The sequence below is a fragment of the Streptomyces umbrinus genome (assembly GCF_030817415.1).
GTDB classification, from domain to species: domain Bacteria; phylum Actinomycetota; class Actinomycetes; order Streptomycetales; family Streptomycetaceae; genus Streptomyces; species Streptomyces umbrinus_A.
Genome location: NZ_JAUSZI010000002.1, coordinates 1,985,096 through 2,008,754, shown reverse-complemented (window position 1 = coordinate 2,008,754; position 23,659 = coordinate 1,985,096). Strand labels below are relative to the sequence as shown.

General features: G+C 71.5%; 23 protein-coding genes and 1 tRNA gene. 11 read left to right on the top strand and 13 right to left on the bottom strand.

The window, feature by feature from the left end; genetic code table 11:
* Positions 1-1,884, bottom strand: coding sequence for a DUF2264 domain-containing protein (locus tag QF035_RS09550; RefSeq protein ID WP_307519595.1), 1,884 nt, complete (start codon positions 1,882-1,884; stop codon positions 1-3).
* A gap of 302 nt (positions 1,885-2,186) precedes the next feature.
* On the opposite strand from QF035_RS09550, the gene QF035_RS09545 reads away from it, so the two are divergent.
* The 9 genes from QF035_RS09545 to QF035_RS09505 all read left to right on the top strand — a co-directional run bounded on the left by QF035_RS09545 (position 2,187) and on the right by QF035_RS09505 (position 10,289).
* Entirely contained in the window at positions 2,187-3,371 is a 1,185-nt protein-coding gene (locus QF035_RS09545) for a Gfo/Idh/MocA family protein (RefSeq protein WP_307519594.1), read from the top strand.
* Positions 3,372-3,642: 271 nt separating this feature from the next.
* Entirely contained in the window at positions 3,643-4,671 is a 1,029-nt protein-coding gene (gene tdh, locus QF035_RS09540; RefSeq protein WP_307531008.1) for an L-threonine 3-dehydrogenase, read from the top strand.
* A 9-nt stretch (positions 4,672-4,680) separates the two neighbouring features.
* Positions 4,681-5,886, top strand: coding sequence for a glycine C-acetyltransferase (locus QF035_RS09535; RefSeq protein ID WP_307531006.1), 1,206 nt, complete (start codon positions 4,681-4,683; stop codon positions 5,884-5,886).
* Between the two features lie 93 nt (positions 5,887-5,979).
* A complete protein-coding gene (locus QF035_RS09530; RefSeq protein WP_307519593.1) occupies positions 5,980-6,885 on the top strand; it encodes a LysR family transcriptional regulator in 906 nt (301 codons plus the stop codon).
* Positions 6,886-6,931: 46 nt separating this feature from the next.
* A complete protein-coding gene (locus tag QF035_RS09525; RefSeq protein WP_307519591.1) occupies positions 6,932-7,528 on the top strand; it encodes a helix-turn-helix domain-containing protein in 597 nt (198 codons plus the stop codon).
* A complete protein-coding gene (locus tag QF035_RS09520; protein ID WP_307519590.1) occupies positions 7,525-8,079 on the top strand; it encodes a GNAT family N-acetyltransferase in 555 nt (184 codons plus the stop codon). Before QF035_RS09525 ends, QF035_RS09520 begins: the two co-directional genes overlap by 4 nt.
* A 97-nt stretch (positions 8,080-8,176) precedes the next feature.
* Positions 8,177-8,536 carry an MmcQ/YjbR family DNA-binding protein gene (locus QF035_RS09515; RefSeq protein ID WP_307519588.1) on the top strand — a complete coding sequence of 120 codons (360 nt, stop codon included), beginning with the start codon at positions 8,177-8,179 and terminating at the stop codon, positions 8,534-8,536.
* A gap of 209 nt (positions 8,537-8,745) precedes the next feature.
* Complete coding sequence (locus QF035_RS09510) at positions 8,746-8,925, top strand: hypothetical protein (RefSeq protein WP_307519587.1); 180 nt, start codon at positions 8,746-8,748, stop codon at positions 8,923-8,925.
* Positions 8,922-10,289 carry an MFS transporter gene (locus QF035_RS09505; protein ID WP_307519586.1) on the top strand — a complete coding sequence of 456 codons (1,368 nt, stop codon included), beginning with the start codon at positions 8,922-8,924 and terminating at the stop codon, positions 10,287-10,289. The genes QF035_RS09510 and QF035_RS09505 overlap by 4 nt, the downstream gene beginning before the upstream one ends.
* Positions 10,290-10,313: 24 nt before the next feature.
* On the opposite strand, the gene QF035_RS09500 is transcribed toward QF035_RS09505, so the two are convergent.
* Positions 10,314-11,228, bottom strand: coding sequence for a transketolase family protein (locus tag QF035_RS09500; protein WP_307519585.1), 915 nt, complete (start codon positions 11,226-11,228; stop codon positions 10,314-10,316).
* Positions 11,229-11,300: 72 nt separating this feature from the next.
* Entirely contained in the window at positions 11,301-12,005 is a 705-nt protein-coding gene (locus QF035_RS09495) for a transketolase (RefSeq protein WP_307519584.1), read from the bottom strand.
* A gap of 174 nt (positions 12,006-12,179) precedes the next feature.
* Here QF035_RS09495 and QF035_RS09490 point away from each other — a divergent pair.
* Positions 12,180-12,253: transfer RNA gene (locus QF035_RS09490), tRNA-Pro, on the top strand.
* Between the two features lie 76 nt (positions 12,254-12,329).
* Here QF035_RS09490 and QF035_RS09485 read toward each other — a convergent pair.
* Entirely contained in the window at positions 12,330-13,046 is a 717-nt protein-coding gene (locus tag QF035_RS09485; protein ID WP_307519583.1) for a methyltransferase domain-containing protein, read from the bottom strand.
* Between the two features lie 793 nt (positions 13,047-13,839).
* Between QF035_RS09485 and QF035_RS09480 the strand changes: the two genes are divergently transcribed.
* Positions 13,840-14,514, top strand: coding sequence for a phosphatase PAP2 family protein (locus tag QF035_RS09480; RefSeq protein ID WP_307519582.1), 675 nt, complete (start codon positions 13,840-13,842; stop codon positions 14,512-14,514).
* A 7-nt stretch (positions 14,515-14,521) separates the two neighbouring features.
* On the opposite strand, the gene QF035_RS09475 is transcribed toward QF035_RS09480, so the two are convergent.
* From QF035_RS09475 to QF035_RS09435, 9 genes are read right to left on the bottom strand one after another with little or no spacing between them, the layout of a single operon-like run.
* Positions 14,522-15,847, bottom strand: a complete 1,326-nt coding sequence (locus tag QF035_RS09475) for a glutamate-1-semialdehyde 2,1-aminomutase (RefSeq protein ID WP_307519581.1) — start codon at positions 15,845-15,847, stop codon at positions 14,522-14,524.
* 7 nt (positions 15,848-15,854) lie between these two features.
* On the bottom strand, positions 15,855-16,406 hold the full coding sequence (rfbC, locus tag QF035_RS09470; RefSeq protein WP_307519580.1) for a dTDP-4-dehydrorhamnose 3,5-epimerase: 552 nt from the start codon (positions 16,404-16,406) through the stop codon (positions 15,855-15,857).
* Complete coding sequence (locus QF035_RS09465) at positions 16,403-17,644, bottom strand: polysaccharide pyruvyl transferase family protein (RefSeq protein WP_307519579.1); 1,242 nt, start codon at positions 17,642-17,644, stop codon at positions 16,403-16,405. Before QF035_RS09465 ends, rfbC begins: the two co-directional genes overlap by 4 nt.
* Positions 17,641-18,588 (bottom strand): glycosyltransferase family 2 protein, encoded by a 948-nt coding sequence (locus QF035_RS09460; protein ID WP_307519577.1) that lies wholly within the window; start codon positions 18,586-18,588, stop codon positions 17,641-17,643. The genes QF035_RS09465 and QF035_RS09460 overlap by 4 nt, the downstream gene beginning before the upstream one ends.
* Positions 18,585-19,859 carry a hypothetical protein gene (locus QF035_RS09455; RefSeq protein ID WP_307519575.1) on the bottom strand — a complete coding sequence of 425 codons (1,275 nt, stop codon included), beginning with the start codon at positions 19,857-19,859 and terminating at the stop codon, positions 18,585-18,587. Before QF035_RS09455 ends, QF035_RS09460 begins: the two co-directional genes overlap by 4 nt.
* A gap of 5 nt (positions 19,860-19,864) precedes the next feature.
* Complete coding sequence (locus QF035_RS09450) at positions 19,865-21,163, bottom strand: DUF4910 domain-containing protein (RefSeq protein WP_307519574.1); 1,299 nt, start codon at positions 21,161-21,163, stop codon at positions 19,865-19,867.
* Entirely contained in the window at positions 21,160-22,185 is a 1,026-nt protein-coding gene (locus QF035_RS09445) for an NAD-dependent epimerase/dehydratase family protein (RefSeq protein WP_307519572.1), read from the bottom strand. Before QF035_RS09445 ends, QF035_RS09450 begins: the two co-directional genes overlap by 4 nt.
* Positions 22,186-22,188: 3 nt before the next feature.
* Positions 22,189-22,851 carry a PIG-L deacetylase family protein gene (locus QF035_RS09440; RefSeq protein ID WP_307519570.1) on the bottom strand — a complete coding sequence of 221 codons (663 nt, stop codon included), beginning with the start codon at positions 22,849-22,851 and terminating at the stop codon, positions 22,189-22,191.
* The gene (locus QF035_RS09435) at positions 22,848-23,657 is read right to left on the bottom strand and encodes a glucose-1-phosphate cytidylyltransferase (protein ID WP_307519567.1); all 810 of its coding nucleotides are present in this window, start codon (positions 23,655-23,657) and stop codon (positions 22,848-22,850) included. Before QF035_RS09435 ends, QF035_RS09440 begins: the two co-directional genes overlap by 4 nt.
* Positions 23,658-23,659: the final 2 nt, after the last annotated feature.

The window sequence follows — 23,659 nt, the reverse complement described above, 5'->3', positions numbered from 1 at the left end:
TCACACGGAGACGGTGTCCCCCTCGGGAAACGTGATCCGGACTTCGTCCCCCTCGACCTCGCAGGACACCGACTCCCGTAACGCCTGGGGGTGCACGGAGTCCCGCGTCAGCGCGAGCAGCGTGACGTACACGCCGGAGCCGCCCGGACGGCCCGCCGCGCACCGGAGGTACGGCGTCGCGGAGTGCGGGCCGAAGGCGTTGGCCTCGACCTCACGCGCGATGCCCGTGTCCTCGTCCCAGCCGTGCAGCGCGACGACGACACTGGTCAGCCCGTTGTCCGTGCGGGCCAGTGCCCAGCCGTGGCCCCGCTCGGCGGTGGGCCGGGTCTCGGCGGCGACCGCGTAGCCGCCCTCCCGGACGGTCAGGCCGGTCGGCGCGAGCACCCGGTGCACGCGTATCTCCCAGGGGCCGCGCAGAACGCTTGTCGTCTCGATCGGGAACTCCTCCTCGCTGCCGGGCAGTCGGGCGCTGTAGCGGGAGGCGGCCGTCCGCCCGGAGCAGTGCAGCGGAACGATGGTGCGCCGGCGGGACGCGGTGCCGTCCGGGGTCACCAGCGCGATGTGCCCGTCCACGGTCCGCTCCCAGGCATGGGCGGCCGCCTCGGGCGCGGTCGCCGTCGAGTAGCCGAACTTCGCGTAGTGCGGATCGTCCTCGGCGGGCCCGGCCGGGGAGTTGGGGTCGCCGCCGTGGTTGACCAGGCGGACGATGCCGTCGTGTTTCGTGCCGTGCAACAGCCAGCCGGGGGCCGGGAGCGCGGTGTACTGGTCCGACTCCTCAACCGGTAGCGGCAGTTCGCGTGCCGTCCACACCGGGTGCTCCGGAGGCAGCAGCAGCCCGAGGAAGCCCATGCTCGCCCAGTACGGGGACGCTGGCCCCGAGTACGGCTGGGTCATCGGCAGGAACGTTTCGTACCAGCCGAGCGGCAACAGCCCGCGCTCGTCGGGCACCCCCCGCTCCACGAAGTGCCGCACCGTGCCCGACGCCAGCCGTCGGGTGAGGCCCGGCTCCAGCGGCGTACAGCCGGCGAGGGCGCCCATCCATGCCGGGGCGGCGGTGGCGAAACGGTACGTCAGGGAGCGGCCGTGGTGCACGGGGGCACCGTCCGCGCCGAAGAACCGCGGGTAGTCGGCGAGGAACCGGGCGAGCCGTTCCCGGTAGACGTGGCCGCGCCCGCCGCCGTCGCCGCCGGTCATCCGGCACCACAGCAGCGGGTACAGGTGCATGATCCAGCCGTTGTGGTAGTCGAAGGTCCCGCCGTCGCCGTCGCTGTACCAGCCGTCGCCCACGTACCAGTCGTCGAGGCGGTCGAGCCCGGCGTCGATGTCGTCCTGACGGTGGGGCGCGCCGACCGAGGCCAGGAACTGTTCGGCCACCACCTGGTAGAGCCGCCAGTGGTTGTCCCAGGTGCGGCGGCCCACGAAACCCCACAGCCAGTCCACGACCCGCTCCTGCGCCTCGGTGTGCAGCCGGTCCCAGATCCACGGGCGGGTCTCGTGCAGCGCCACGGCGACCGAGGCGGCCTCCGCCATCTGCTGGGAGCAGTCCGTGAGTTCGGGCCAGGCCTCGCCGCTGTCGCGGTCGGTGCCCGTTGTCAGACCCCGCGCGTAGCGTTCTGTGAGACGGGGATCGACGTCGCCCCGCGCCCCGGCGATCCGGAAGGAGGCCAGCAGGAATGACCGCGCGAACCCTTCGAGCCCGTCCGAGACGACACCCGACCACGAGGTCCGCCCGGGCAGCCGGTACTGCGCGAGGCCCGGCGTCGCGTACGGGACCAGGGCTTCGAGCTGCCGGTCGGCGAGCGCCTCCCAGTGCGCCCGCGTCCAGCCGGTGTGCGGCGACAGGACGTGGTCGATGGGCGGCAGGGATACATGCGGTGCGGGCATGGCTGGGTTCCGACTCCTCTGTTCCCGGGCGCGATTCCAGGTTCCGGAGAGGGATACGGCTGGTGGGGGCCGACAGATCAATTGTGCTGTGTGCGTATGCCATGTGTCGTGTGCGCACACAGTGAGACCTGTTCGCATGTGGTCGGCCCTGTTCGTATGTGCGGCCCTCGTGCGCTCTCCCGGAACGCCTCGGCCGATGGGAAGTTGACTCCGGCGCAGGTGGGCACGGCTTCCTCGGCGGAACACGGCCGGGTCTCCTGCCGCCGGACCCGACTCCTCGTCACCGAACGGGAAGGCACCCCATGACCGACCTGCGTCTCGGCGCCCTCGGCTTCGGCCTGCGCGGTTCGCTCGCGCGCATCGTCCACCGGCCCGGCCGGGGCTCGCGCGTGACCGTCGTCGCCGAACACGATCCGGCACTGCGGGACCGCGCCGCCGACCGCATCCCCGGCGTCCGGACCGTAGAGGACCACCGCAAGGTCGTCGACGACCCGGACGTCGACGCCGTGCTCGTCCTCACCCCGGACCACACCCATGCCGACATCGCCTGCGAGGCGCTGCGTGCGGGCAAGCCCGTCTTCGTCGAGAAGCCCCTGGACATCACCATCGACCGGTGCGACCTCATCCTGCGCACGGGCTTCGAGACGGGCACCCGGCTGTACGTGGGCCACAACATGCGCCACATGCCGGTGATCCGGATGATGCGCGACCTCGTCCTGCGCGGCGACATCGGGACGGTCAAGACGGTGTGGGTACGCCACTTCGTCGGCTACGGAGGCGACTGGTACTTCAAGGACTGGCACGCCGAACGCCGGTGCACCACCGGCCTGTTGCTGCAGAAGGGCGCCCACGACCTCGACGTGCTGCACTGGCTCGCGGGCGGATACACCCGGCAGGTACAGGCGTTCGGCGACCTGATGGTGTACGGCGGCAGTCCGCACCGCCGTTCGCCGGGTGAGCCGAAGGCCGACGACTGGTACACGGAGGACGGCCACTGGCCGCCGCACACCCAGCGGGCCCTCAACCCCGTCATCGACGTCGAGGACGTGTCGATCGTCAACATGCGCCTGGACAACGGGGTGTTGGCTGCCTACCAGCAGTGCCACTTCACGCCCGACTACTGGCGCAACTACACGGTCATCGGCGACGCGGGGCGCCTGGAGAACTTCGGGGACGGGCCGGGGGGAGTGGTGAAGGTGTGGAACTTCCGCCGCTCTGGATACCGGGCCGAGGCCGACGCCGAGTACCTGATACCCGATGTGGAGCAGGACGCCGAGCACGGGGGCGCGGACCCGCTGCTGATCGACGAGTTCCTGCGGTTCGTGCGCGAGGGAGGGCGCACCGACACGTCCCCGGTGGCCGCGCGCATGGCGGTGGCGGCGGGATTCCGGGCCACCGAGTCACTGCGCGGGGGCGGCGTTCCGCACGAGGTGCCGCCGCTGGACGCCGAGCTGGTCGCGTACTTCGAGAGGGGGCAGACACGCTGACGGGGACGGGGGATGCGTGGGAGGGGAGCGGATTTGTGGAAGGAGAGCGAGGCGTGAAGGAAAGCTGCGGCGGAGCTTAAGAAAACCTCGATGGACCGCAGCGCCCGCGTACGGCAGATTTCTCGGCGAAGGCAGTGGAGCGCCGCAGCCGCTGAGAGGCGCTCCCGCATGGCCCACCCGCCATGCCCGCTGCCGTGACGCCACCCCTCACTCCGGGCCTGGGCCTGCCTCGGCATGCCCAGGCCCGGAACCCTCGTACACGGGAGCCGTGTTGAAGGCGCTGGTCAAGGAGAAGGCTGAGCCGGGACTCCGGCTCATGGACGTACCGGAGCCGGTCGTCGGACCGGGTGACGTACTGATCAAGGTCCTCAGGACCGGGATCTGCGGCACCGACCTGCACATCCGCAGCTGGGACGGCTGGGCACAGCAGTCGATCACGACCCCGCTCGTGATCGGCCACGAGTTCGTGGGCGAGGTCGTCGAGACGGGCCGCGACGTCGGCGACATCACCGTGGGCGACCGGGTCAGTGGCGAGGGCCACCTCGTGTGCGGCAAGTGCCGCAACTGCCAGGCCGGGCGGCGCCATCTGTGCCGCGCCACGGTGGGGCTCGGCGTCGGCCGCGACGGCGCGTTCGCCGAGTACGTCGCGCTGCCCGCGTCCAACGTGTGGGTGCACCGCGTCTCCGTCGACCTCGACGTCGCCGCGATCTTCGACCCGTTCGGCAACGCCGTGCACACCGCGCTGTCGTTCCCGCTGGTCGGGGAGGACGTACTGATCACCGGCGCGGGACCCATCGGGCTGATGGCCGCCGCCGTCGCCAAGCACGCCGGCGCCCGGCACGTCGTGGTCACCGACGTCAGCGAGGAGCGCCTGGAGCTTGCCCGCAAGATCGGTGTCAGCCTCGCGCTGAACGTCGCCGAGTCGACCATCGCCGACGGGCAGCGCACCCTCGGCCTGCGCGAGGGATTCGATGTCGGCCTGGAGATGTCCGGCAACCCCGTCGCGATGCGCGACATGCTCGCCAACATGACGCACGGCGGAAAGATCGCCATGCTCGGACTGCCGTCCGAGGAGTTCGCCGTCGACTGGTCCCGGATCGTCACCTCCATGATCACGATCAAGGGCATCTACGGCCGCGAGATGTTCGAGACCTGGTACGCGATGTCGGTCCTCCTCGAAGGCGGTCTCGACCTCGCCCCCGTGATCACCGGCCGTTACGGCTACCGCGACCACGAGGCGGCGTTCGCCGACGCGGCGAGCGGCCGCGGCGGCAAGGTCATCCTCGACTGGACCCACTAAGGACTGATGATGTTCGACTCCGTACGCGACGACCTCCGCACCACCCTCGACGAGATCCGCGCCGCCGGACTGCACAAGCCCGAGCGCGTCATCGGCAGCCCGCAGTCCGCGACCGTGAACGTCACCGCGGGCGGCCGCCCCGGTGAGGTCCTCAACTTCTGCGCGAACAACTACCTCGGCCTCGCCGACCACCCCGAGGTGATCGCCGCAGCTCACGAGGCCCTCGACCGCTGGGGCTACGGCATGGCGTCCGTGCGCTTCATCTGCGGTACGCAGGAGGTGCACAAGGAGCTCGAACAGCGCCTCTCCGCCTTCCTCGGCCAGGAGGACACGATCCTCTACTCCTCCTGCTTCGATGCCAACGGCGGCGTCTTCGAAACCCTCCTCGGCGAGGAGGACGCGGTGATCTCCGACGCCCTCAACCACGCCTCGATCATCGACGGCATCCGCCTCTCGAAGGCCCGCCGCCTCCGCTACGCCAACCGCGACCTCGCGGACCTGGAACAGCAGTTGAAGGAGGCCGCCGGCGCCCGCCGCAGGCTGATCGTCACCGACGGCGTCTTCTCCATGGACGGGTACGTGGCCCCGTTGCGCGAGATCTGCGACCTCGCCGACCGCTACGACGCCATGGTCATGGTCGACGACTCGCACGCCGTCGGCTTCGTGGGCCCCGGCGGCCGCGGCACCCCCGAGCTGCACGGCGTCATGGACCGCGTCGACATCATCACCGGCACTCTGGGCAAGGCCCTCGGCGGCGCCTCCGGCGGTTACGTCGCCGCCCGCGCCGAGATCGTCGCCCTGCTGCGCCAGCGCTCGCGCCCGTACCTCTTCTCGAACACCCTGGCCCCGGTGATCGCCGCCGCCTCGCTCAAGGTCCTCGACCTGCTGGAGTCGGCGGGCGACCTGCGCGAGCACCTCGCCGCGAACACCGCGCTGTTCCGCTCCCGGATGACCGAGGAGGGCTTCGACATCCTCCCCGGCGACCACGCCATCGCCCCGGTCATGATCGGCGACGCGGCCGTCGCCGGACGCATGGCCGAGCTGCTCCTGGACCGCGGGGTGTACGTGATCGGCTTCTCGTACCCGGTGGTCCCGCAGGGCCGGGCCCGCATCCGCGTACAGCTGTCCGCCGCGCACTCGACGGCGGACGTGAACAGGGCGGTGGACGCCTTCGTGGCGGCGCGGGCGGAGCTGGAGGCGGAGACGAAGGCCTGAGCGCGGAGGGAACGAGGTCGGGCGCCCGGCGCCGCGGAGGGGCTGAGGACCGGAGCAGCAGGGTGAGCGCGAACCTCTGAGAGAATCGGTCACATGATCGAAGCGCGGCGGCTCCACATCCTCCGTGCGGTGGCGGACCATCGCACGGTGACGGCCGCTGCCGCCGCGCTCTACCTCACGCCCTCCGCCGTCTCGCAACAGCTGACCGCCCTTGAGCAGGAGACGGGCCACCGGCTGGTGGAGCGCAACGCCAGGGGCGTACGCCTTACTCCGGCCGGCGAGATCCTGCTCAGCCACACCAACGCGGTCCTCGCGCAGCTGGAGAAGGCCGAGGCCGAGCTCGCCGCGTACGACTCGGGTTCGGCGGGCACCGTCACGGTCGCCTCCTTCGCGACCGGCATCGGCCTGGTCGTCGCGCCCGCCGTGGCCCGGCTCGCGCGGACCGCGCCCGGCATCCGCATCCGCGTCCAGGACGCCGAGGGCGACGCCAGCCTGCCGATGGTGCTCGACCGGCAGGTCGACGTGGCGGTCGCCGTCGAGTACCGCGGCGCGCCGGACGCCGACGACCCCCGCCTCGCCCACATCCCGCTGTACGCCGAGCCGTTCGACGCCGTCGTCCCGGTGACCCACCGCCTCGCCGACCGTACGGAGGTGCCGCTCGCCGAGCTGGCCAAGGACCCGTGGATCGGCCCGTACCCCGGAAACCCCTGCCACGACGTGGTGGTCCTGGCCTGCGAGCACGCTGGATTCCAGCCCCGTCTCGAGCACTCCTCGGACGACTTCCGCGCGGTCGTCGCGCTCGCTTCGGCGGACACGGGGGTCGCCCTGGTGCCGCGCTCGGCCCTGAGCGGCATGGATCTCTCGGGTGTGGTCGTGCGCCCCGTGGACGGGGTCGCACCCACGCGCCGGGTCTTCGCCGCCGTGCGCCGGGGCGCCGAGGAGCATCCGCTGATCCGGCCGGTACTGGAGGCGCTGGGGGAGGCCGCACCGGTGGGATGAGCGCCGCGCCGCCGTCGCGTTTCACATGTGGGATAGCATCCCGAATATGAGACATGGTGAGGATGTTGACGCGGCCGGCGCCGGACCGGACCCCGTCGATGCCCGGCTCGGCGTGCGACTGGCCGAGCTGCGGGCCGAACGAGGCTGGTCCCTGGGTGAGTTGGCGGAGCGCAGCGGGGTGAGCCGGTCGACCCTGTCCCGGGCCGAGCGCGCGGAGATCAGCCCCACGGCCTCGCTCCTGAACCGACTGTGCGGGGTCTATGGCCGCACCATGTCGCAGCTGCTCAGCGAGGTCGAGGAGGAGCCCGCCCTGCTGGTACGAGCCGCCGACCAGGCCGTATGGGAGGACAGGGCGTCCGGTTTCGTACGCCGCTCCGTGTCCCCGCCGCATGCCGGGCTGCGCGGCGAACTGGTCGAGGGGCGGCTCGCGGCCGGCGCGGACATCGCGTACGACCGGCCGCCCGTACCCGGCCTCGAACAGCACATCTGGCTGCTCGCCGGGCGGCTTGAGGTCACGGCCCAGGACACCGGACACCGGCTCGACGCGGGCGACTGTCTGCGGTTGCGGGTGTGGGGGCCGACGCGCTTCCGGTCCACCGGCCCCGAGGACGCGCGCTACGTGCTGGCGGTGGTGCTGCCATGACCACGACCGTCGTCCGGCTTACGGCCGACCAACTTCTGCGATCGGTTGATGAGTTGGCCGATCTGCTGACCCACACCGTCAATGAGGGAGCGTCGGTCGGCTTCCTCGCCCCGCTCGACCGCGCGGCCGCCGTGGACTGGTGGCGGGGGCGGGCGCACGTGCTCGCGGAGGGCGGTCTCGCCGTGTGGGCCGCGTACACGCGGGACCGGATCGTCGGCACCGTCAGCCTGGCCTTCCCGGACAAGCCGAACAGCAGTCACCGCGCCGAGGTGGTGAAGCTGATGGTGCACCGGGAGGGGCGGGGAAAGGGACTCGGACGTTCTCTGCTCGCGACGGCCGAACGCGCCGCCGCCGAGGCGGGCGTGACCCTGCTCAACCTCGACACCGAGACGGACAGCCCGGCCGAGTCGCTCTACCGGTCGGCGGGTTGGACCCGGGCGGGCGTCATACCCGACTACGCGCGGACGCCGGACGGGGTGCTTCGTCCGACGACGATCTTCTACAAGTACGTGACGGCGGGCGAGGGTTCGGAGCCTGCTGCGAGTCGCTGACCGCTCCGCTCGCAGCGGGTGGCCGAACCGGCTTTCAGAGGCTCCCGTACCGGCTCTCAGCAGGTGGTTGTCAGTGGGATTGGCTACGGTGCTTTCCATGCAGGATGCCGAAGACGTACGCCGAATCTGCCTCTCTCTGCCGGACACGACGGAGAAGATCGCCTGGAGCATGCCCACCTTCCGGGTCGCGGGGAAGATGTTCGCCACGCTGCCCGAGGAGGAGACCTCCATCGCCGTGCGCTGCCCCAAGGAGGAGCGCGACGAGTTGGTGCTGGCCGAGCCCGGGAAGTTCTGGATCGCCGACCACGAGGCGGGCTTCGCCTGGGTGCGGGTGCGGCTCGCGACCCTTGAGGACTCGGACGAGTTGCGTGACATCCTCGCGGACTCCTGGCGGCAGGCGGCTCCGACCCGACTGCTGGAGTCCTACCCGGAATTGGGGCTTCCGGCCGACGGCTGACGGATGAGGTCTGACGCCTGAGGTCTGACGCCTGAGGTCTGACGCCTGGGGGCGTTGTCAGTGCCGCGTGGCATGATCCGAAGGCGGGTGGGGAGCTCGGCGCGGTGGGGCGCGGTGGTCCCGTCGAGGAGTCGGTCGGTGGGGGAGGGGTGTGAGGGGGATGGCTGGGGGAGGGTTGTCCTCGGGCGGGGTGCCGTCGTCGGGGGAGGATGAGAGCGCCGGCGGCCGTGGCCTTGGTGTCGGAGGGCGTGGCCTGGGCGCGGATCGGCGTGACGCTGGCGCCGGTCATCGTGATGCGGGCGGCAATCACCGTGACGCGAGTGGTAGTCGCCGCAACGCGGGCGGCAGCCACCGTGGCGCTGGCCGTGGGCCCGGGCGTCGTGATGTGAGTGGCGGCGCCCGGCTCCGGAAGGTCTGGTCGCGGGATTTCGGACTGTTCTTCACCGCGCGGGCCGTCGCCAAGCTGGGCGACACGATGTTGCCGGTGGCGCTGGCGGCGGGACTGCTGCAGCACGGCTACGGGGTGGGGGCCGTCGGCCTGGCCATGGCCGCGTCGGCCGCCTGCTTCGCGGGTCTGGTGATCTTCGGCGGGGTCTTCGCCGACCGGTTCAGCACCCGTCTGCTGATGATCGGCGCCGATGTGGTGCGGCTGGGCAGCCAGTCGGTTGCCGCCACGTTGTTCTTCACCGGCCATGTGGTGCTCTGGCAGATCTGTGTGATCGGCGCGGTCAACGGCGCTGCGGCCGCGATCTTCGAGCCCGGCGTCGCCAGCACGGTGCCTCGGCTCGCCACCGACGTCCAGGCGGCCAACGGTGCCATACGGGTCGCGGAGTCCACGGCCCAACTGGCGGGCCCCGCGCTCGCCGGCCTGCTGGTCGCCTTCGCCTCACCGGGCGGAGTCTTCGCGGCCCACGCCACGACGTACGCCCTGAGCGCCCTGTGTCTCCTGCTGCTCCGGCTGCCTCCGGCCGACCCCGGCCACCGGGCCCGCACCAACGGCTTCGGGGCCGATCTCGTCCAGGGCTGGCGGGAGTTCAGATCCCGTACGTGGCTGTGGGGCGTCATCGTCATCTGGTGCGTCCTGATGATCTCCGTCTGGGGCCCGACTGTCCCGCTGGTCGCGACGGAGGTCGTCCAGGAGCACGGGCCGCGCGCCTACGGCCTGGTCAATTCCGCCCTCGGCGCGGGCACGGTCATAGGCGGCCTGATCGCACTGCGCCTGCGTCCTCGGCACATGCTGCGCGCGGGTTCGCTCGCCCTCTTCTCCTTCGCCTGCTTCCCGGCGGCCGTGGGAGCGGGCTTCGGAGTGGCGGCGATGGCGGCCGGTGCGGCGACAGCGGGCGCGGGCCTGTCGTTCTGGGGCGTCATGTGGGCGACCAGCGTGCAGACCCAGGTCCCGCCCGATGCCCTCAACCGCATCCACGCCTACGACATAGCCGGCTCCCTGGCCATGATGCCGGTCGGCCAGGCCCTCGCAGGCCCGGCCGCGGCGGCCCTCGGTGCGGACAACGTCCTCCTCGTGGCCGGCGCCATGACCCTCATCGTGGCGACGGCACTGCTCTCGGTGCCCGCGATACGAGGGCTGGTGCGGGCCGAGGCGCCGACGTCGCGGTCGCTGTCGCACGCGTCCACGGGGACGGCCCGCCCTGCGCATACCGGCGGCGGAGGAAACAGCCAGAGGGACAGACAACAAGGGGACGGGCGAGGGGACGGACTGGGGGAGAGACGGACGTGCACCGGCGGGAAGAGCTGAAGCCCGGCCCGGGAGCCCGGCGGCCTACGCGCTGACCCGCGTCGCCCCCAGGAACCCGCCGATACGCTCCCGCAATGACCGGGCGTCCAGCCCGTGCGCGGCCACGTGTTCCTCGATCTGCCCGTAGCGGCGCAGCTCGCGGCGGCCGACGCCGAGGCCGAGGACGCGGTGCGGCAGGTCCGCGAGGGCGTCGTTCGCGGCCGCCGTCGACGTGCCGGCCAGGTACGGCTCGACGAGGACGACGTCGGTCCCGGCGGCATCCGTGGCCCGGCGCAGGGCGGCCGAGTCGAAGGGGCGCACGGTCGTGCCGTACAGCACGGTGACGTCGAGGCCCTCGGTGGCGGCGAGGACCGCGTCGAGCATCGGTCCGACGGCGACGACCACACCGGCCCGCCCCTCGCGGACGGTGCGGAAGCGGGCTCCGTCGACGGCGAGGGCCTCGGCGTTCGACTGCACGGACAGCCGTACGTACACCTTGTCGTCGCCCGCCGCGACGGCGTGCCGCAGCAGGGTCTCGGCCTCGTCCGGGTGGCCGGGGACATGCACTGTCCAGCCGTCGAGCGTGTCCAGCAGGGCGATGTCGCCGGGTGACATATGGGTGTAGCCGCCCGAGGGCCAGTCGAAGGACGCGGAGGCGCTGACCAGCACCGCGCCCACGTCCTGGTGCCCGAGGTCCAGCTTGACCTGCTCGAAGGGCCGCTCGACGAGGAAGCTGGCGAAGGTGTGCACCACGGGCCGCAGCCCGGTCAGTGCGAGGCCCGCGCCCGCCCCGACCAGCAACTGCTCCCGGATGCCGATGTTGATCACGCGGTCCGGATGCCGGTGCCGCGCGTCCTCGAATCCGGCCACACCGATCTCGGCGAGGACGACCGCGACGCGCGGATCCTCGTCGAGCAGCCGTGAGACGACGGGGGCGAAGCGGTCACGCATGGTGTCCATGGGGAAAGTCCTCCGTTGTGGGAGTGCGGGGGTGCCTGGGTGGGTGCGGGCGTGGGTGCGCGGGTGACCGGCTCAGGCGGTCTTCGGCTCCACCTGGGCGACGACCACGCGCGGCCGTCCCGGGTGAGGGGCGGTGAAGGCGGCGTACAGGGCGTCGTGGTCCCGTCCGTCGACGGTCTCGGCCGACCAGCCCGCGGCCTCGAAGCGCGCGGCGATCCCGCCGGGGAGCGCGTAGCTGGCGGAGGAGTTGTCGATCACGACGGTGTGCAGCCGGTCGAGCCCGGCCGGACCGGCGTACGCGATGGCCTCGTGGTTGCTGCCCTCGTCCAGTTCGGCGTCCCCGACCAGCACCCACACGCGAGGGTCGTGCAGTCCTTGGGCGCGCAGACCCAGCGCCGTACCGACCGCGATCGGCAGCCCGTGCCCGAGCGAACCGCTGCCGATCTCGGCACCCGGTACGAGCACGCGGTCCGGATGGTGCCCGAGCGGTGAGTCGTACGAGCCGAAGCCCGGCAGCCAGTCGACCGGTACGAAGCCCTTCGCGGCAAGCACCGCGTAGTACGCCATCGGTCCGTGCCCCTTGGACAGCAGGAACCGGTCCCGTTCCGGATCGTCCGCCCTCTCCGGTGTCACCCGCAGCACCCTGTCGTAGAGCACCCAGAGCGCGTCGAGCGTGGATGTCGCCGCTGGTCCGTGCTTCTCGTCCCCGCTCATCAGCTCCATCAGGCCAGGCAGGTCCGCATATCCGTAACCGCGATTCACCGTTGTCGTCGTCATACGGACGATCGTGCAACCTCAATCAAAGTTGAGGTCAAGCGGCGACCGCCGGGACGAGGCGGTCACCGGGACGAGGCGGTCACCGGGACAAAAGGAGTGCTCGACCACCGACCCGAGTGCGGTATTGTTTCCGTGCGCGTTCAACCAGGGGAAACCCCAGGTCACAACGGGCAACGGGACGTGGCGCAGCTTGGTAGCGCACTTGACTGGGGGTCAAGGGGTCGCAGGTTCAAATCCTGTCGTCCCGACAGGGCGAAGGGTCTTCGCAGGTGAGAGCCTGCGAAGACCCTTTTCGTATGTCGAGCCCCACCGGGCTGTCGCCGGTCAAGCCTCCTTTCCGAAGACGAGCACCTCGGTGGAGGCGATGCCCATGGGGGCCAGGAAGCCGGCCTCCAGGCTGCAGCCGAGGGTCGCGAAGAGGTCCACGCACGTCTGGCGAGGCATGGCGGCCGGGTAGGAACCGTGACCGGTGCCGCCTTTCGTCGCCCAGGCACGCACTGTGGCCGGGTCCAGGCAGGTCTCGGTCATGACGTCGAAGACGATCCGGCCACCGGGGCGCGTGACCCGTGCCATCTCGAAGAAGTAGCGGGAGGCGCAGAGGAAGGTCACGGTGTTGAAGACCTTGTGAGCCTGAACGAGGTCGACGCTGCCGTCGGGTGTCGAGGCGAGACTGCATCCTGCGGTCGGCTGGGCGACCACGCTGAACGCGTCCACCAGGTAGTCGGACCAGGGCGCAGCCGTCTCGTAGATCTCGTAGCGGCCTGGTGAACACTCCTTCAGTGTCTTCTCCAGGTACCGTCCGGACCCGGGGCCGATCTCCAGCACCGTGTCCGGGTTGGCGGTGAAGACGCCGAGAGCGCGTAGTTCATCGATGGTGAATTGGGTGGCGCCAGGCGTCCCGTTCATGACCTCGTCGATGTAGTCACCGACCGACAGGCCGGCCGCCCGTGCGGCCCGCATCGTTGCCTCGAAGGGGATGAAGTCGTCCACTCCGCCCCGGTTGTTGTTGGTGCGCACGATGTCGAATCCCGCACGTCCCAAGAGCCGCTTGACCCCCGACTTCAATGCTGACGTTCCCCGCACTGCTGGGCTCACCAGGCATCCCCCCTCTTTCCGCCTTAGGTGCCCAAAGCATAGGATCTCGGACGCGGACGCGAAGTGGGACGGCGAACTTGGCTACGCGGCAGTCGAGGACCGGTCCACGGCGCCGGGCGCTCATGCCGACGGGCGTGCCGACGTTTCGTGGCTCCGGCACGGGAAGGTGATCCGGAACCAAAATTCACGGAGTGCTGACCCGTGGACTATCCGATGGTGGTTTGCCGCGACCGCCTCGTTGGTTAGGGTGCAACAGAGACTGATTCCGATGCCCTTGACCAGGGTGATGGACAGGCCGGCGAGTTCGGGGCTGCACAGACTGACGGCCCCCGCGCGGGTCAGGTCGGACACAATGGGGGGCTGTGGGTGGCGAGTTGGCGTCGGCAGAGGCCGAGGACCACGTCGAACGGCGTCAGTCGTGTTGGATCGCTCGGTCGGAGCGGGCCCGGAAGTCGGCCCGGCCCGGTTCGCGCATGACGTGTTCGCAATCCTGCTCGGTCCAGTCGCGCGCAGCCCGTACATCTGACAGTCCCGGCCTTGTCGGCGGGCGGCAGCGGGTTCTTCTCGGTCTCGGTCATGAGCGGGGTGTTCGGCTCGACCGCCATCGAGCAGGGGGTCGTGGCGCGGTCGAGTTCGGCGATGAGGCGTGGTCGTCCGCCGGGGTCGCAGAGGCCGTCGGCGACCAGAGCCCGAATCGTGATGCACGCGGCACGTGCCCGGACCACCGGGCGGTGGGCGTGTGACCGGCCGGTCGGCGCCCGCGGTGCTGCCCCCGTCGCTGCGCGTGTGGCTCGGGCTGACTGCGGTCCTCTCCGCGCTGGTGGTCGTCGTGCTCGGGGTCCTGTACGCCGGCCACAGCGAACCCGGCACAGTGGACAGATGGGTCATCCAGCCGACGGCGGACAGTGTGCGGCCGCCGTGGCGGAACGTCGCTCTGGCCACGGACTTCCTGGGAGAGCCCGCCGGAGCAGCGGTGCTGGTCGTGGCCGCCGTGACGGGCTGCCTGCTGCTGCGGCGTCCTCGCGCGGCGGTGCTCGTCGTTGCCGGTGCCGGCCTGACCGTGGCGACGACGACGCTGCTCAAGTCCCTGGTGGGCCGCACCATCCACGGCGACGACAACCTGTCCTACCCGAGCGGGCACTCCGCCTTCCTCACCGCGCTCGCCCTCGTGGTGGCGCTGCTCGCGACCGGTCGGCTCGGCCTCGGCAGGACGGCCGGCACGTCACTCGTTCTCGCGGCGGCGCTGGTCGCCGGCGCCACCATGGGCTGGGCGCAGGTCGCCCTGGGCGCGCACTACCCGACCGACGTCCTCGGCGGCTGGTGCACCGCGCTGGCAGTGACACCGGCGACCGCGTGGCTGGTCGACCGGACGGCCGACCGGATGGCCGACACCGGTCGTCGGGACCGCCGCTGACGTCCCGTCACGCCAAGCGGCGGAATACGGGCTTCACCGGTCGTCCGCCCAGCCAGGGGGTGGGGTCGGCGGCGTCCAGTGCCTTCCGGTACACCGCGCATGCCTGGGCCACCACGTCGACGGTGTGATCGATGTCGACGTCGTCGAGCGCGCTGCTCACCACGAACGACGGGGCCAGCACCCCGCCCGCGAGGAGCCTGCGCAGGAACAGGGTGCGGTACTGCTGCGACGGCTGCCGGTTCTCGTCGAGGGTGGCGAAGACCAGGTTGCTGGCCCGGCCCCGGACAACGACGTGGTCGCCGACGCCCATGCTGTCCGCCGCGTCGCGGACACCGGCGGCCAGCCGCTCGCCGAGGGTGTGCAGCCGCGCGGTGATACCCTCCTCGACGTAGGTGGTCTGCACGGCCATCGCGGCGGCGAGCGAGTGCGTTTCCGCACCGTGCGTGGTGGACAGCAGGAACACCCGTTCGCCGGAGTGACGCAGTCCGCCCAGCTCCATCAGATCGCGGCGCCCGGCCAGTGCGGAGACGGCGAACCCGTTGCCCAGCGCCTTTCCGAACGTGGAGAGGTCGGGGACGACGCCGTACAGGCCCTGGGCGCCGGCCTCGGACCAGCGGAGGCCGGTGATCATCTCGTCGAAGATCAGCACGCAGCCGTGCCGGTCGGCGAGCTCGCGCAGGCCGACGAGGTATCCGGGCGGCGGCTCGGTGTGGGTGGCGGGTTCGAGGATCAGGCAGGCGACCTCGTCCTCGTACCGGGTGAGCAGTTCCTCCGTGGCGACCAGGTCCCCGTAGGGGAATGCCACGGTCAGCTCGTTGGTCGCCGCCGGAATGCCGGCGGACATCGGCGTGGTGCCGATGAACCAGTCGTCGGTGGAGAAGAACGGATGGTCGGCGCAGAGGGCCACCCGCGGGCGCCCGGTGGCGGCGCGGGCGAGGCGCACCGCGGCGGTGGTGGCGTCGGAGCCGTTCTTCGCGAACTTCACCATTTCGGCGGTCGGCACGGTGGCCAGGAAGCGTTCCGCCGCCTCGACCTCCACGATGGACGGCCGGACGAAGTTGCTGCCGCGGTCGAGTTCCCGTCGCACCGCCTCGAGCACGCGTGGGTGGGCGTGGCCGAGGCTGACCGAGCGCAGGCCGGAGCCGTACTCGATGTAGCGGTTGCCGTCGACGTCCCACACGTGGGCACCGCGGCCGTGGCTGATGACCGGGGCCAGGTCCTCGGGGTACTGGTCGTCGCCCTTGGCGTAGGTGTGCGCGCCGCCCGGGATCAGGGCGTGCAGCCGCTCGTTCGCCGCCCGCGATCGGGGAAGGCCGAACTCTTCGGTGTCCACGGTGACTTCAGCTCTCCTTCTGCTTCAGGACCTCGGCGAGGCTCGGCGCCTCCCGGTCCCGCTGGGACATCGAGGCGGGCGGGAGCGGCCAGGGGACGGCGAGCTCCGGGTCGTCGAAGGCGATCGTCACGTCCTCGGCCGGATCGTGCGGGCGGTCGATCCGGTACGAGGTGTCGGCGGTCTCGGTCAGGGCCTGGAATCCGTGGGCGCAGCCCGCCGGGATGTAGAGGGTCGTCTGCGTCTCGCCGGACAGCTCGAAGGTTGCCACGTTGCGGTACGTCGGTGAGTCCGTCCGCAGGTCGACGACGACGTCGAAGATCCGTCCGTACGAGCAGCGCACCAGCTTGGCCTCGCCCGCGCCGGAGCGCAGGTGCAGGCCGCGCAGCACGCCCCGGACCGAGCGGGACAGGCTGTCCTGGACGAAGGCGTCCGGATCGAGGCCCACCGAGCGGACCACGTCGGCGTCGAAGGTGCGGCAGAAGAAGCCGCGCTCGTCGGAGTACGGCGTCGGCTCGAACAGGTACGCGCCGTCGATCGCCGGCACTTCGGTTGCCTTCATCTGGCCTCCCTCAAGGTGTGGGCGTGGTCGGCCGCCGGGAACAGGGCCGCGGTCAAGGCGGTGAATTGGTCCTCGAGTTGCCGGGCGGCGACCAGGTTCCGCTCGGCGAGGGTCCGCCGCAGCTCCGCCGATCGCTCCTCCAGCGCCCGGAACTGTTCGAGCAGCCGGTCGGCGTCGACCTCGCGAGCCGGGTGGCAGTAGACGGCAAGGCCCATCCGATCCATGAGCGCGTCGCTCTTCGCCGCATAGCTGAGTGCGAGTGTCGGCGTGCCGACCTTCAGCGCGCAGACCAGGTTGTGGTAGCGGGTGGCGACCACGGTGTGGGCAGCCGCCATCTCCTTCATCAGGTCGGCGAGCGAGGCCGCCTCGGCAGCGGTGACCAGCGGCGAGTCCACCGCGTCGAGGATCGCGTCGACCACCTGCCGGTCGCACTCGTCGCCGGTGAGCAGCCGGACCGGCCTGCCGTCCTCGACCAGCGCGCGGACGAAGCGAGTTGTCCCGTCGAGGTAGCGCCGGTGGATCTCCTCGGCCCGTGCGCGGTCGTCGTCGCCGCCGTGGAAGTCCATGACACCGACGCAGACCGGGCCCGGCGGAGCTGAGAGCTTGTCGGGTCCGCTCGCCGGCGGCGCCGGCAGGGCGAAGGCGAGGTCCGGGTAGACCTCGTCGCGCGCGGTGTCCACGCCCATCGCCCGCATCGCGTCGCGGGACAGGCCGTCCCGGTACGACCGGTAGCCGGCCAGCCGCGCCGACCAGCGCACCAGGGCCCGGGTGGGCCGGTTGCCGATCGGGGCGGCGCCGACACCGACCAGTGCGACCCGGGTGCCGAACAGCCGGCCGCTCGCGCAGAGCAGGAACAACGAGTACGGGAAGCCCCACGGCCGCAGCGGCAGCGTGGCCTCCAGGACGCCCATGCCCGGCACGATCGCCACGTCGTGCCGGCGCACCCAGGCGGCAGTGCGGAAGACGTCGACGAGTTTCCCCAGACCCTTCGCCGCGATCGAGGCCGCCCGCGACGCCGTCCGGTACTCCCCGCGGTTCCAGTGCAGCCGCGTCGCGGGGATCCCGAACCGGGTCGTCACGGCCTCAGGTCCGCCGCACAGCGCGTCCACCACCGCGTCCGGGTGCTCGGCGCGGAGGTACCCGAGTACGGCCTCCAGTGACCCGTCGTTGCCGAGGTTGCCGGAGCCGAGCAGGCCGAACACCCCGACGCGCACCGGGGTTCGGTTCGCGGGTGTCATGCCTGCCTCCCTTCACGTCCGGCGACGAGGGCGTCGACGGAGACGGTGAGCCGGCCCGGGTCGACCGGGGCGCGGTCCTCGACCCGCTCGCCGGCACCCGGCCGGACCCGGCTGGTCATCCACGAGGCCAGGTGGCGGTAGCAGGCGCGCCGGTCGGCCGGGGACAACGGGGCCCGCCGGATCGCCGAGACGAAGCCCCAGACGTACTCGGCGAGCAGCCGGGGCGTCGGGTGCAGCGGGCCCGCCCGGCGCGGGTCCAGGTTGACGCACCGGGAGCGTTTGCCCGGGTTCGCCCGCTCGGCGCGGGTGGGGTGGTCGCGGCGGAAGTACAGCAGCTCCGGCACCTGGTGGAACGGCCCGTGCAGGGTGATCTCGGCGACGAACGTGCGATCCGCGTGGTGGTAGCTGTCGTGCGGCTTCACCCGGCGCAGCACGTCGGCCCGCATCACACCGTAGAAGTCGTCGCCACCGGGCTCGAACAGCAGACTGCGGAAGCGCTCCGGCGCGTGGGGCGAGTCGGTGGCCAGCCCGTACTCGTACGGGACCTTCACCCGGCCGTCGCCGTCGATGACCGCCTGGCCGGAGTGCGCGAGGATCACGTCCGGCCGCTCGTCCAGCGCCTCCACGCAGCGCCGCAGCAGGTCGCGGGCGTACAGGTCGTCGTGCGAGGCCCACTTGAACAACTCGCCGCGGCACTCGGTGAACACGTAGTTGTGGTTCGGTGCGGCGCCTATGTTCCGGGGCAGCCGGATGTACCGGATACGCGAGTCCTTCGCGGCGTACCGGTCGCAGATGTCCCGGGTTCCGTCGGTCGAGGCGTTGTCGGAGATGACCAGCTCGAAGTCCTCGTAGGTCTGGCCGAGCAGGGCGTCGAGCGCCTCGGCCAGGTACTCCTCGCCGTTGTACACGGGCAGGCCGATGCTCAGCCTGGGTTGGGCGGTCATGAAGTCCTCACTTCGGGAATGGAGTGGTGGTGGCGCTCGTGCAGGGCGGACCGCAGTTGCAGCCACCACACGGCCGAGGCGCAGACGGTCGCGGCGGCCACACCCCAGGCCGAGCCGACCGTGCCGGCCACGGCGGCACCGCCGAGCCCGCCGCCGACGTAGCAGGCGGAGGCGAACAGCTGGCAGCGCAGGCTGCGCCTTGCCGCGGCGAGAGCGCGCAGCCCGGCCGCCGCGCCGCTGCCGAGTCCGGCGCCCGCGACACCGAGCGTGGCCGGCACGATGAGCTCCGAGGCGGAGTTCCAGACGTCACCGAGCACGAACTCGCCCGCCCGGTCCGGCATCAGCAGCAGTGCCGCGCCCCAGAGCAGCGCGGCGGCGGCCTGTCCGCCGCCGAGGAAGAGGCAGAATCTGCTCAGTCGGTGCGGAGCCTGCCGCAGCACGCGTGCCGCCTCCGCGACGGTGACCAGCGAAAGACCCATCAGCAGGGCGAGGAACGGGCCGAGGAGGAGTTCCGCGCCCCGGACCGCGCCCACCGCGCCGACGCCGACGATCACGCCGAGCCCGTACGCCCGCAGTTGGCTCGCGCCGCTGAGGCTGACGTTCTCGACCAGGTACCGGTAGCCGAGGTCGCGCTGCTCGCGAAGCCACCCGCGCGCCCCGGTCATCCGGGGCCGGATGCCGGACTGGAGGCAGCCGTAGCCCGCGGCCACCGCGGCGGACGCGCCCCAGGCGAGCAGGAAAGCTGCCACGGTGCCCACGTGGGCCGCCACCACCATGGCCGGGACGAGCGCGACACCCCACACGACGTCGTTGGCGAACGCCTTCCGCCCGCTGCCGGCGGCGAAGAACGCGAACCGCCAGGCGTCCTGCAGCAACAGCGCCGGCAGTACGACGCCGAGGCAGACGAACGCGGGCCCGACGCGGCCGCCGAGGCCGAGACCGACGAGCAGGCACACCACGCCGAGAGCGGCACCGATGCCGAGCGCGGCACCCGACGACCGGACCGCCGCCGCGCGCCACGACGCGGCCGGCACACCGCTGAAGCGCACCACGAGCGGGTCGGTGGCCAGCCCGCGGGAGACGTTGAGCACCACACCGTAGGTCAGCCAGGCCAGGCTGAACACGCCGAACGCGGTCAGCCCCAGCGAGCGTGCCACGTAGATCCCCACCGCGAAGTTGGTCATGCTGGAGGCCGCCTGGTCGGCCAGTCCCCAGGACAGCCGCCCGACCATGGCCCGCTTGGCGGTCCGCTTCTCCCCCTCGGCGGTCATCGGTGTCACGCCTTGATCAGCCCGGCGTCGTGCAGGGCATCGGCCGCGGCGGCGACGGTGCTGAACGGCAGCCCGGACCGCTCGGCGACGTCCAGCAGACTGTGCTCGCCCTCGGAGAGGCTGAGTACCCAGAGCATGGCCATCTGGGCCTGCTTCGCGTCGCTGCGGCCGCCGAGCGAGTCGTACAGCCCACGCCGGCCCAACTGCGGCTCGCCGTAGGGGCTGAGGTTGACGTACTGCCGGTTGCGGTCGAGGACGGCGAACGCCTCGCGGCAGACGGCGAGCGTGTCCGCCATCGCCTCCGGGGAGACGAAGTCCGGGTTGTCCGCCGAGGTGTGGTACTCGGGGTAGCCGGCGTACGGGGTCCGGCTGAGCGAGCCCACGCCCAGATCGAACCCGGGCGAGCAGTACTGCCGCTCGTCGTAGCCGTAGGGAGTGAACTCGGTGATGTGGTGCGGGCGTTCGGAGGCGGTCAGCACGTGCCGCATCACCCGGTCGATCTCCGCGTCGCCACGCCTGCTCTGCTTGTACGTCAGTTGGCCCGCGTCGCCCGCGCAGGCCAGCACAAGGCCGTGCTTGACCCGTTCCACCCGCTCCGCGTTGCGGGCCAGCCAGGTGATCGCCCCGATGGTGCCCGGCGCGAAGATGAACCGGTAGGTGTAGTACGGAGTCGTCTCCGCCAGTGCCCGGGCCAGGAACGTCGCCACGGCGATGCCGGCCAGGTTGTCGTTGGCCAGTGACGGGTGGCAGACGTGGCAGGAGACGATCACCTCGTCCTGGACCTGCCCGGGTACCACGTGCTCGGCGTAGGTGAGGTGGCCGTCGGCGAGTGTGGAGTCGATGCACACCTCGTACTCGCCGTCCGGCAGCGCGTCCAAGGTTTCCTGGGCCAGGCAGAATCCCCATTTCGGCTCGTAGTAGCTGGTGCGGTACGGCACCCAGGCCGGGTGGTCCGGCAGGGTGTGCAGGCGCGCGCGGAGCTCGGTCAGCGGCATGGTCGCCGACACCGGCACGCTGTAGCCGAGTACGTGCAGGCTGGACGCGGCGAAGTCGACGACCCGGTGGCCCGAGGCGTCGGCGACGTACGCGTCCCGGATGTTCCACTCCTGTGGCACCGTCCAGTCGAGCACCTGCGTCCCGGTCGGGACCTCGTGCACCTGCAGCGGGACGTACTCGCCGACGATGTCCAGGGTGGCGCGCACACCGTCGCCGGTGATGCTCCGGCACAGTGGGTACAGCCGCTCCACCAGCGCGTGCATCTGTTCTCCGGCCCCGGTCGTCGTCCGCTCGCCGGCCGCGGTCATCGGCGCCACCGCAGGGTGTCGTCGACGGCGCCTGCGTCGGACGCCGCGCGCAGCACGGCCAGCCGGGTGAAGCGTTGCTCGAAGTCCTCCCGGGTCAGCCCGAACTTCCGGTAGGCGTCGGCGAGTTCGAGCGCGCCCCGCTTCACCGTCCACTCGCAGTCGAAGCCCGGTATCGCGGCGCGGAACCGGGAGAAGTCCACCCGGTACGACCGCGGGTCGGCGCCGTTCTCCCCGGTGATCCTCACCTTCGCGCCGGACACCGCCTCGGCGACCTGCTCGGCGATCTCGGCGACCGTCACGTTGTTGGTCTCACTGCCGATGTTGAACGCCCGGTCGTGCACCGCCTCCCGGGGCGCGGTCAGCGCGGCCGCGAAGGCCCGTGCGATGTCGGCGGCGTGCACCAGCGGGCGCCAGGGGGTGCCGTCGGAGAGGACCAACACCTCGCCGGACAGCAGCGCGTGGCCCACCAGGTTGTTCAGCACGATGTCGGCGCGCAGCCTGGGTGAGTAGCCGAAGGCGGTGGCGTTGCGCATGAACACCGGGGTGAAGTCGCCGTCCGCGAGCGCGTGCAGGTCGTCCTCCACCCGCACCTTGGACTCCGCGTACGGCGTCACCGGGCGCAGCGGGGCGTCCTCGGTCACCAGACCCTCTCCACCGGAGGCGCCGTAGACGGAGCAGGTCGACGCGTACAGGAAGCGCCGCACTCCGGCGTCGCGGGCCAGCCGGGCCAGCCGCACGGAGGCGTGGTGGTTGATGTCGTAGGTGAGTTCCGGCGCCAGCGACCCCAGCGGGTCGTTGGACAGCGCGGCCAGGTGGATCACGGCATCGACCCCGGCCACGTGTTCGGCCGTCACGTCGCGCAGGTCCACCCGGGGTCCCGGCGGGTCCGCGGGCGGCGGGCCGAGGACGCAGTCGGCGAACAGGCCGGCGTCAAGACCGACGACCTCGTGCCCGGCGGCCGCGAGGACCGGGGCCATCACGGTGCCCAGGTAGCCCTGGTGTCCGGTCAGCAGTACGCGCAAGGTTCATTCCCCCACATTGAAAGTGCCCAGATCGAGAGTGAGTTTGGTGACGGCGAACGCCTCGGCGTAGCGCGCGTGGCATTCGATGCCGCGGATCCGTGCGAGGCCGAGGAATGCCTCCCGGTCGTACCAGGGCCGGTGCCGCTGCGAGGGGTAGTGCTCCTGCAGCAGCCGCACCTTCTGTTCGGCGATCTCCGGCGACAGCGGCTGGTAGGCCGTCGGACGGCCGAGATCGCCGTCCCACTTGACGATCTCGTAGCCGAGGGCCAGGTGGTCGCGGAATGCGGTGGGTACCAGCTGTGCCAGGCCGCGGTGGTCCTGGTGCGCGTCATCGGTACGCGGGGCCAGGACGAGATCCGGCTCGCTCCCCGCACGCAGCTCCTCGACCGCGGCCTTGGCCTCCTCCCACTGCGCCGGCAGCCGGCCGTCCGCCAGCTTGAGCACGGTCAGCCGCAGGTCGGCGCCCGGGCAGAAGGCGGCGAGCGCGGCCCGCTCCTCCTGCTCCCGGTCGCTGCCGCCGCCGGAGAGCACCAGGGCGTCGATGCGGATGCCCGGCCGTGCGTGGCACAGCGTGAGCAGGGTGCCGCCGGCGCCGATGGCGATGTCGTCGCAGTGCGCGCCCACCGCGACGATCCGGTCCAAAGGCCCGGTACCGAGCCGGATCACGCGGTCCTCACCCCGGGGTTCGCTCCCGCGCCGGCCCGTTCCCACACGGCCCACGGGCGGTCGCCGCGGGCGTAGGCGTCGTCGAGCGCGGCCCGCTCCTTCACGGTGTCCGTCGGCTTCCAGAAGCCGTAGTGCCGGTGCGCCACCAACCGGCCGTGCTTCGCGAGTTGGGCGCATCCGTCGGCGACCAGGTCACCGTTCTCCGGTATGTGGTCGAAGATCTCCTGGCGGAGCACGAAGTAGCCGCCGTTCTCCCACAGCGGCATGTCGCTCACCGCGGTGATGCCCCCCACCAGGCCGTCCTCACCCAGTTCCACGCAGTGGAACGACGACTGCGGCGGCACCACCATCATCGACGCACCGGCGTCGCGCCGGGCGAACCGGTCGATCATCTCCGGCAGCGGAGCGTCGGTGAGCACGTCCGCGTAGTTGGCGAGGAACATCTCGTCGCCGTCCAGGTGGTGCCGCACCCGGCGCAGCCGCTCCCCGATCGGCGACTCGATGCCGGTCTGCGCGAACGTGATGGTCCAGTCCGAGATATCGGTGGAAAGGAGCTCGGTCCGTCCGCCCCGCAGCACGAAGTCGTTGGACGTCGTCTCCTCGTAGTTGAGGAAGAAGTCCTTGATGTGGTGAGCCCCGTATCCGAGGCACAGGATGAACTCCCGGTGCCCGTAGTGCGCGTAGTAGCGCATGACGTGCCAGATCAGCGGCCTGGGGCCGACCATCGCCATCGGCTTGGGCACGTCGTCTGCGGCACCGCTGCGCATCCGCATCCCGTAACCGCCGCAGAACAGAACGACCTTCATGC

Bases quoted from the DNA above. Each gene is read 5' to 3' on its own strand.
- QF035_RS09550 (WP_307519595.1), bottom strand. From the start codon at position 1,884: ATGCCCGCACCGCATGTATCCCTGCCGCCCATCGACCACGTCCTGTCG.
- QF035_RS09545 (WP_307519594.1), top strand. From the start codon at position 2,187: ATGACCGACCTGCGTCTCGGCGCCCTCGGCTTCGGCCTGCGCGGTTCG.
- QF035_RS09535 (WP_307531006.1), top strand. From the start codon at position 4,681: ATGTTCGACTCCGTACGCGACGACCTCCGCACCACCCTCGACGAGATC.
- QF035_RS09530 (WP_307519593.1), top strand. From the start codon at position 5,980: ATGATCGAAGCGCGGCGGCTCCACATCCTCCGTGCGGTGGCGGACCAT.
- QF035_RS09525 (WP_307519591.1), top strand. From the start codon at position 6,932: ATGAGACATGGTGAGGATGTTGACGCGGCCGGCGCCGGACCGGACCCC.
- QF035_RS09520 (WP_307519590.1), top strand. From the start codon at position 7,525: ATGACCACGACCGTCGTCCGGCTTACGGCCGACCAACTTCTGCGATCG.
- QF035_RS09515 (WP_307519588.1), top strand. From the start codon at position 8,177: ATGCAGGATGCCGAAGACGTACGCCGAATCTGCCTCTCTCTGCCGGAC.
- QF035_RS09510 (WP_307519587.1), top strand. From the start codon at position 8,746: ATGAGAGCGCCGGCGGCCGTGGCCTTGGTGTCGGAGGGCGTGGCCTGG.
- QF035_RS09500 (WP_307519585.1), bottom strand. From the start codon at position 11,228: ATGGACACCATGCGTGACCGCTTCGCCCCCGTCGTCTCACGGCTGCTC.
- QF035_RS09495 (WP_307519584.1), bottom strand. From the start codon at position 12,005: ATGACGACGACAACGGTGAATCGCGGTTACGGATATGCGGACCTGCCT.
- rfbC (WP_307519580.1), bottom strand. From the start codon at position 16,406: ATGAAGGCAACCGAAGTGCCGGCGATCGACGGCGCGTACCTGTTCGAG.
- QF035_RS09465 (WP_307519579.1), bottom strand. From the start codon at position 17,644: ATGACACCCGCGAACCGAACCCCGGTGCGCGTCGGGGTGTTCGGCCTG.
- QF035_RS09460 (WP_307519577.1), bottom strand. From the start codon at position 18,588: ATGACCGCCCAACCCAGGCTGAGCATCGGCCTGCCCGTGTACAACGGC.
- QF035_RS09455 (WP_307519575.1), bottom strand. From the start codon at position 19,859: ATGACCGCCGAGGGGGAGAAGCGGACCGCCAAGCGGGCCATGGTCGGG.
- QF035_RS09450 (WP_307519574.1), bottom strand. From the start codon at position 21,163: ATGACCGCGGCCGGCGAGCGGACGACGACCGGGGCCGGAGAACAGATG.
- QF035_RS09435 (WP_307519567.1), bottom strand. From the start codon at position 23,657: ATGAAGGTCGTTCTGTTCTGCGGCGGTTACGGGATGCGGATGCGCAGC.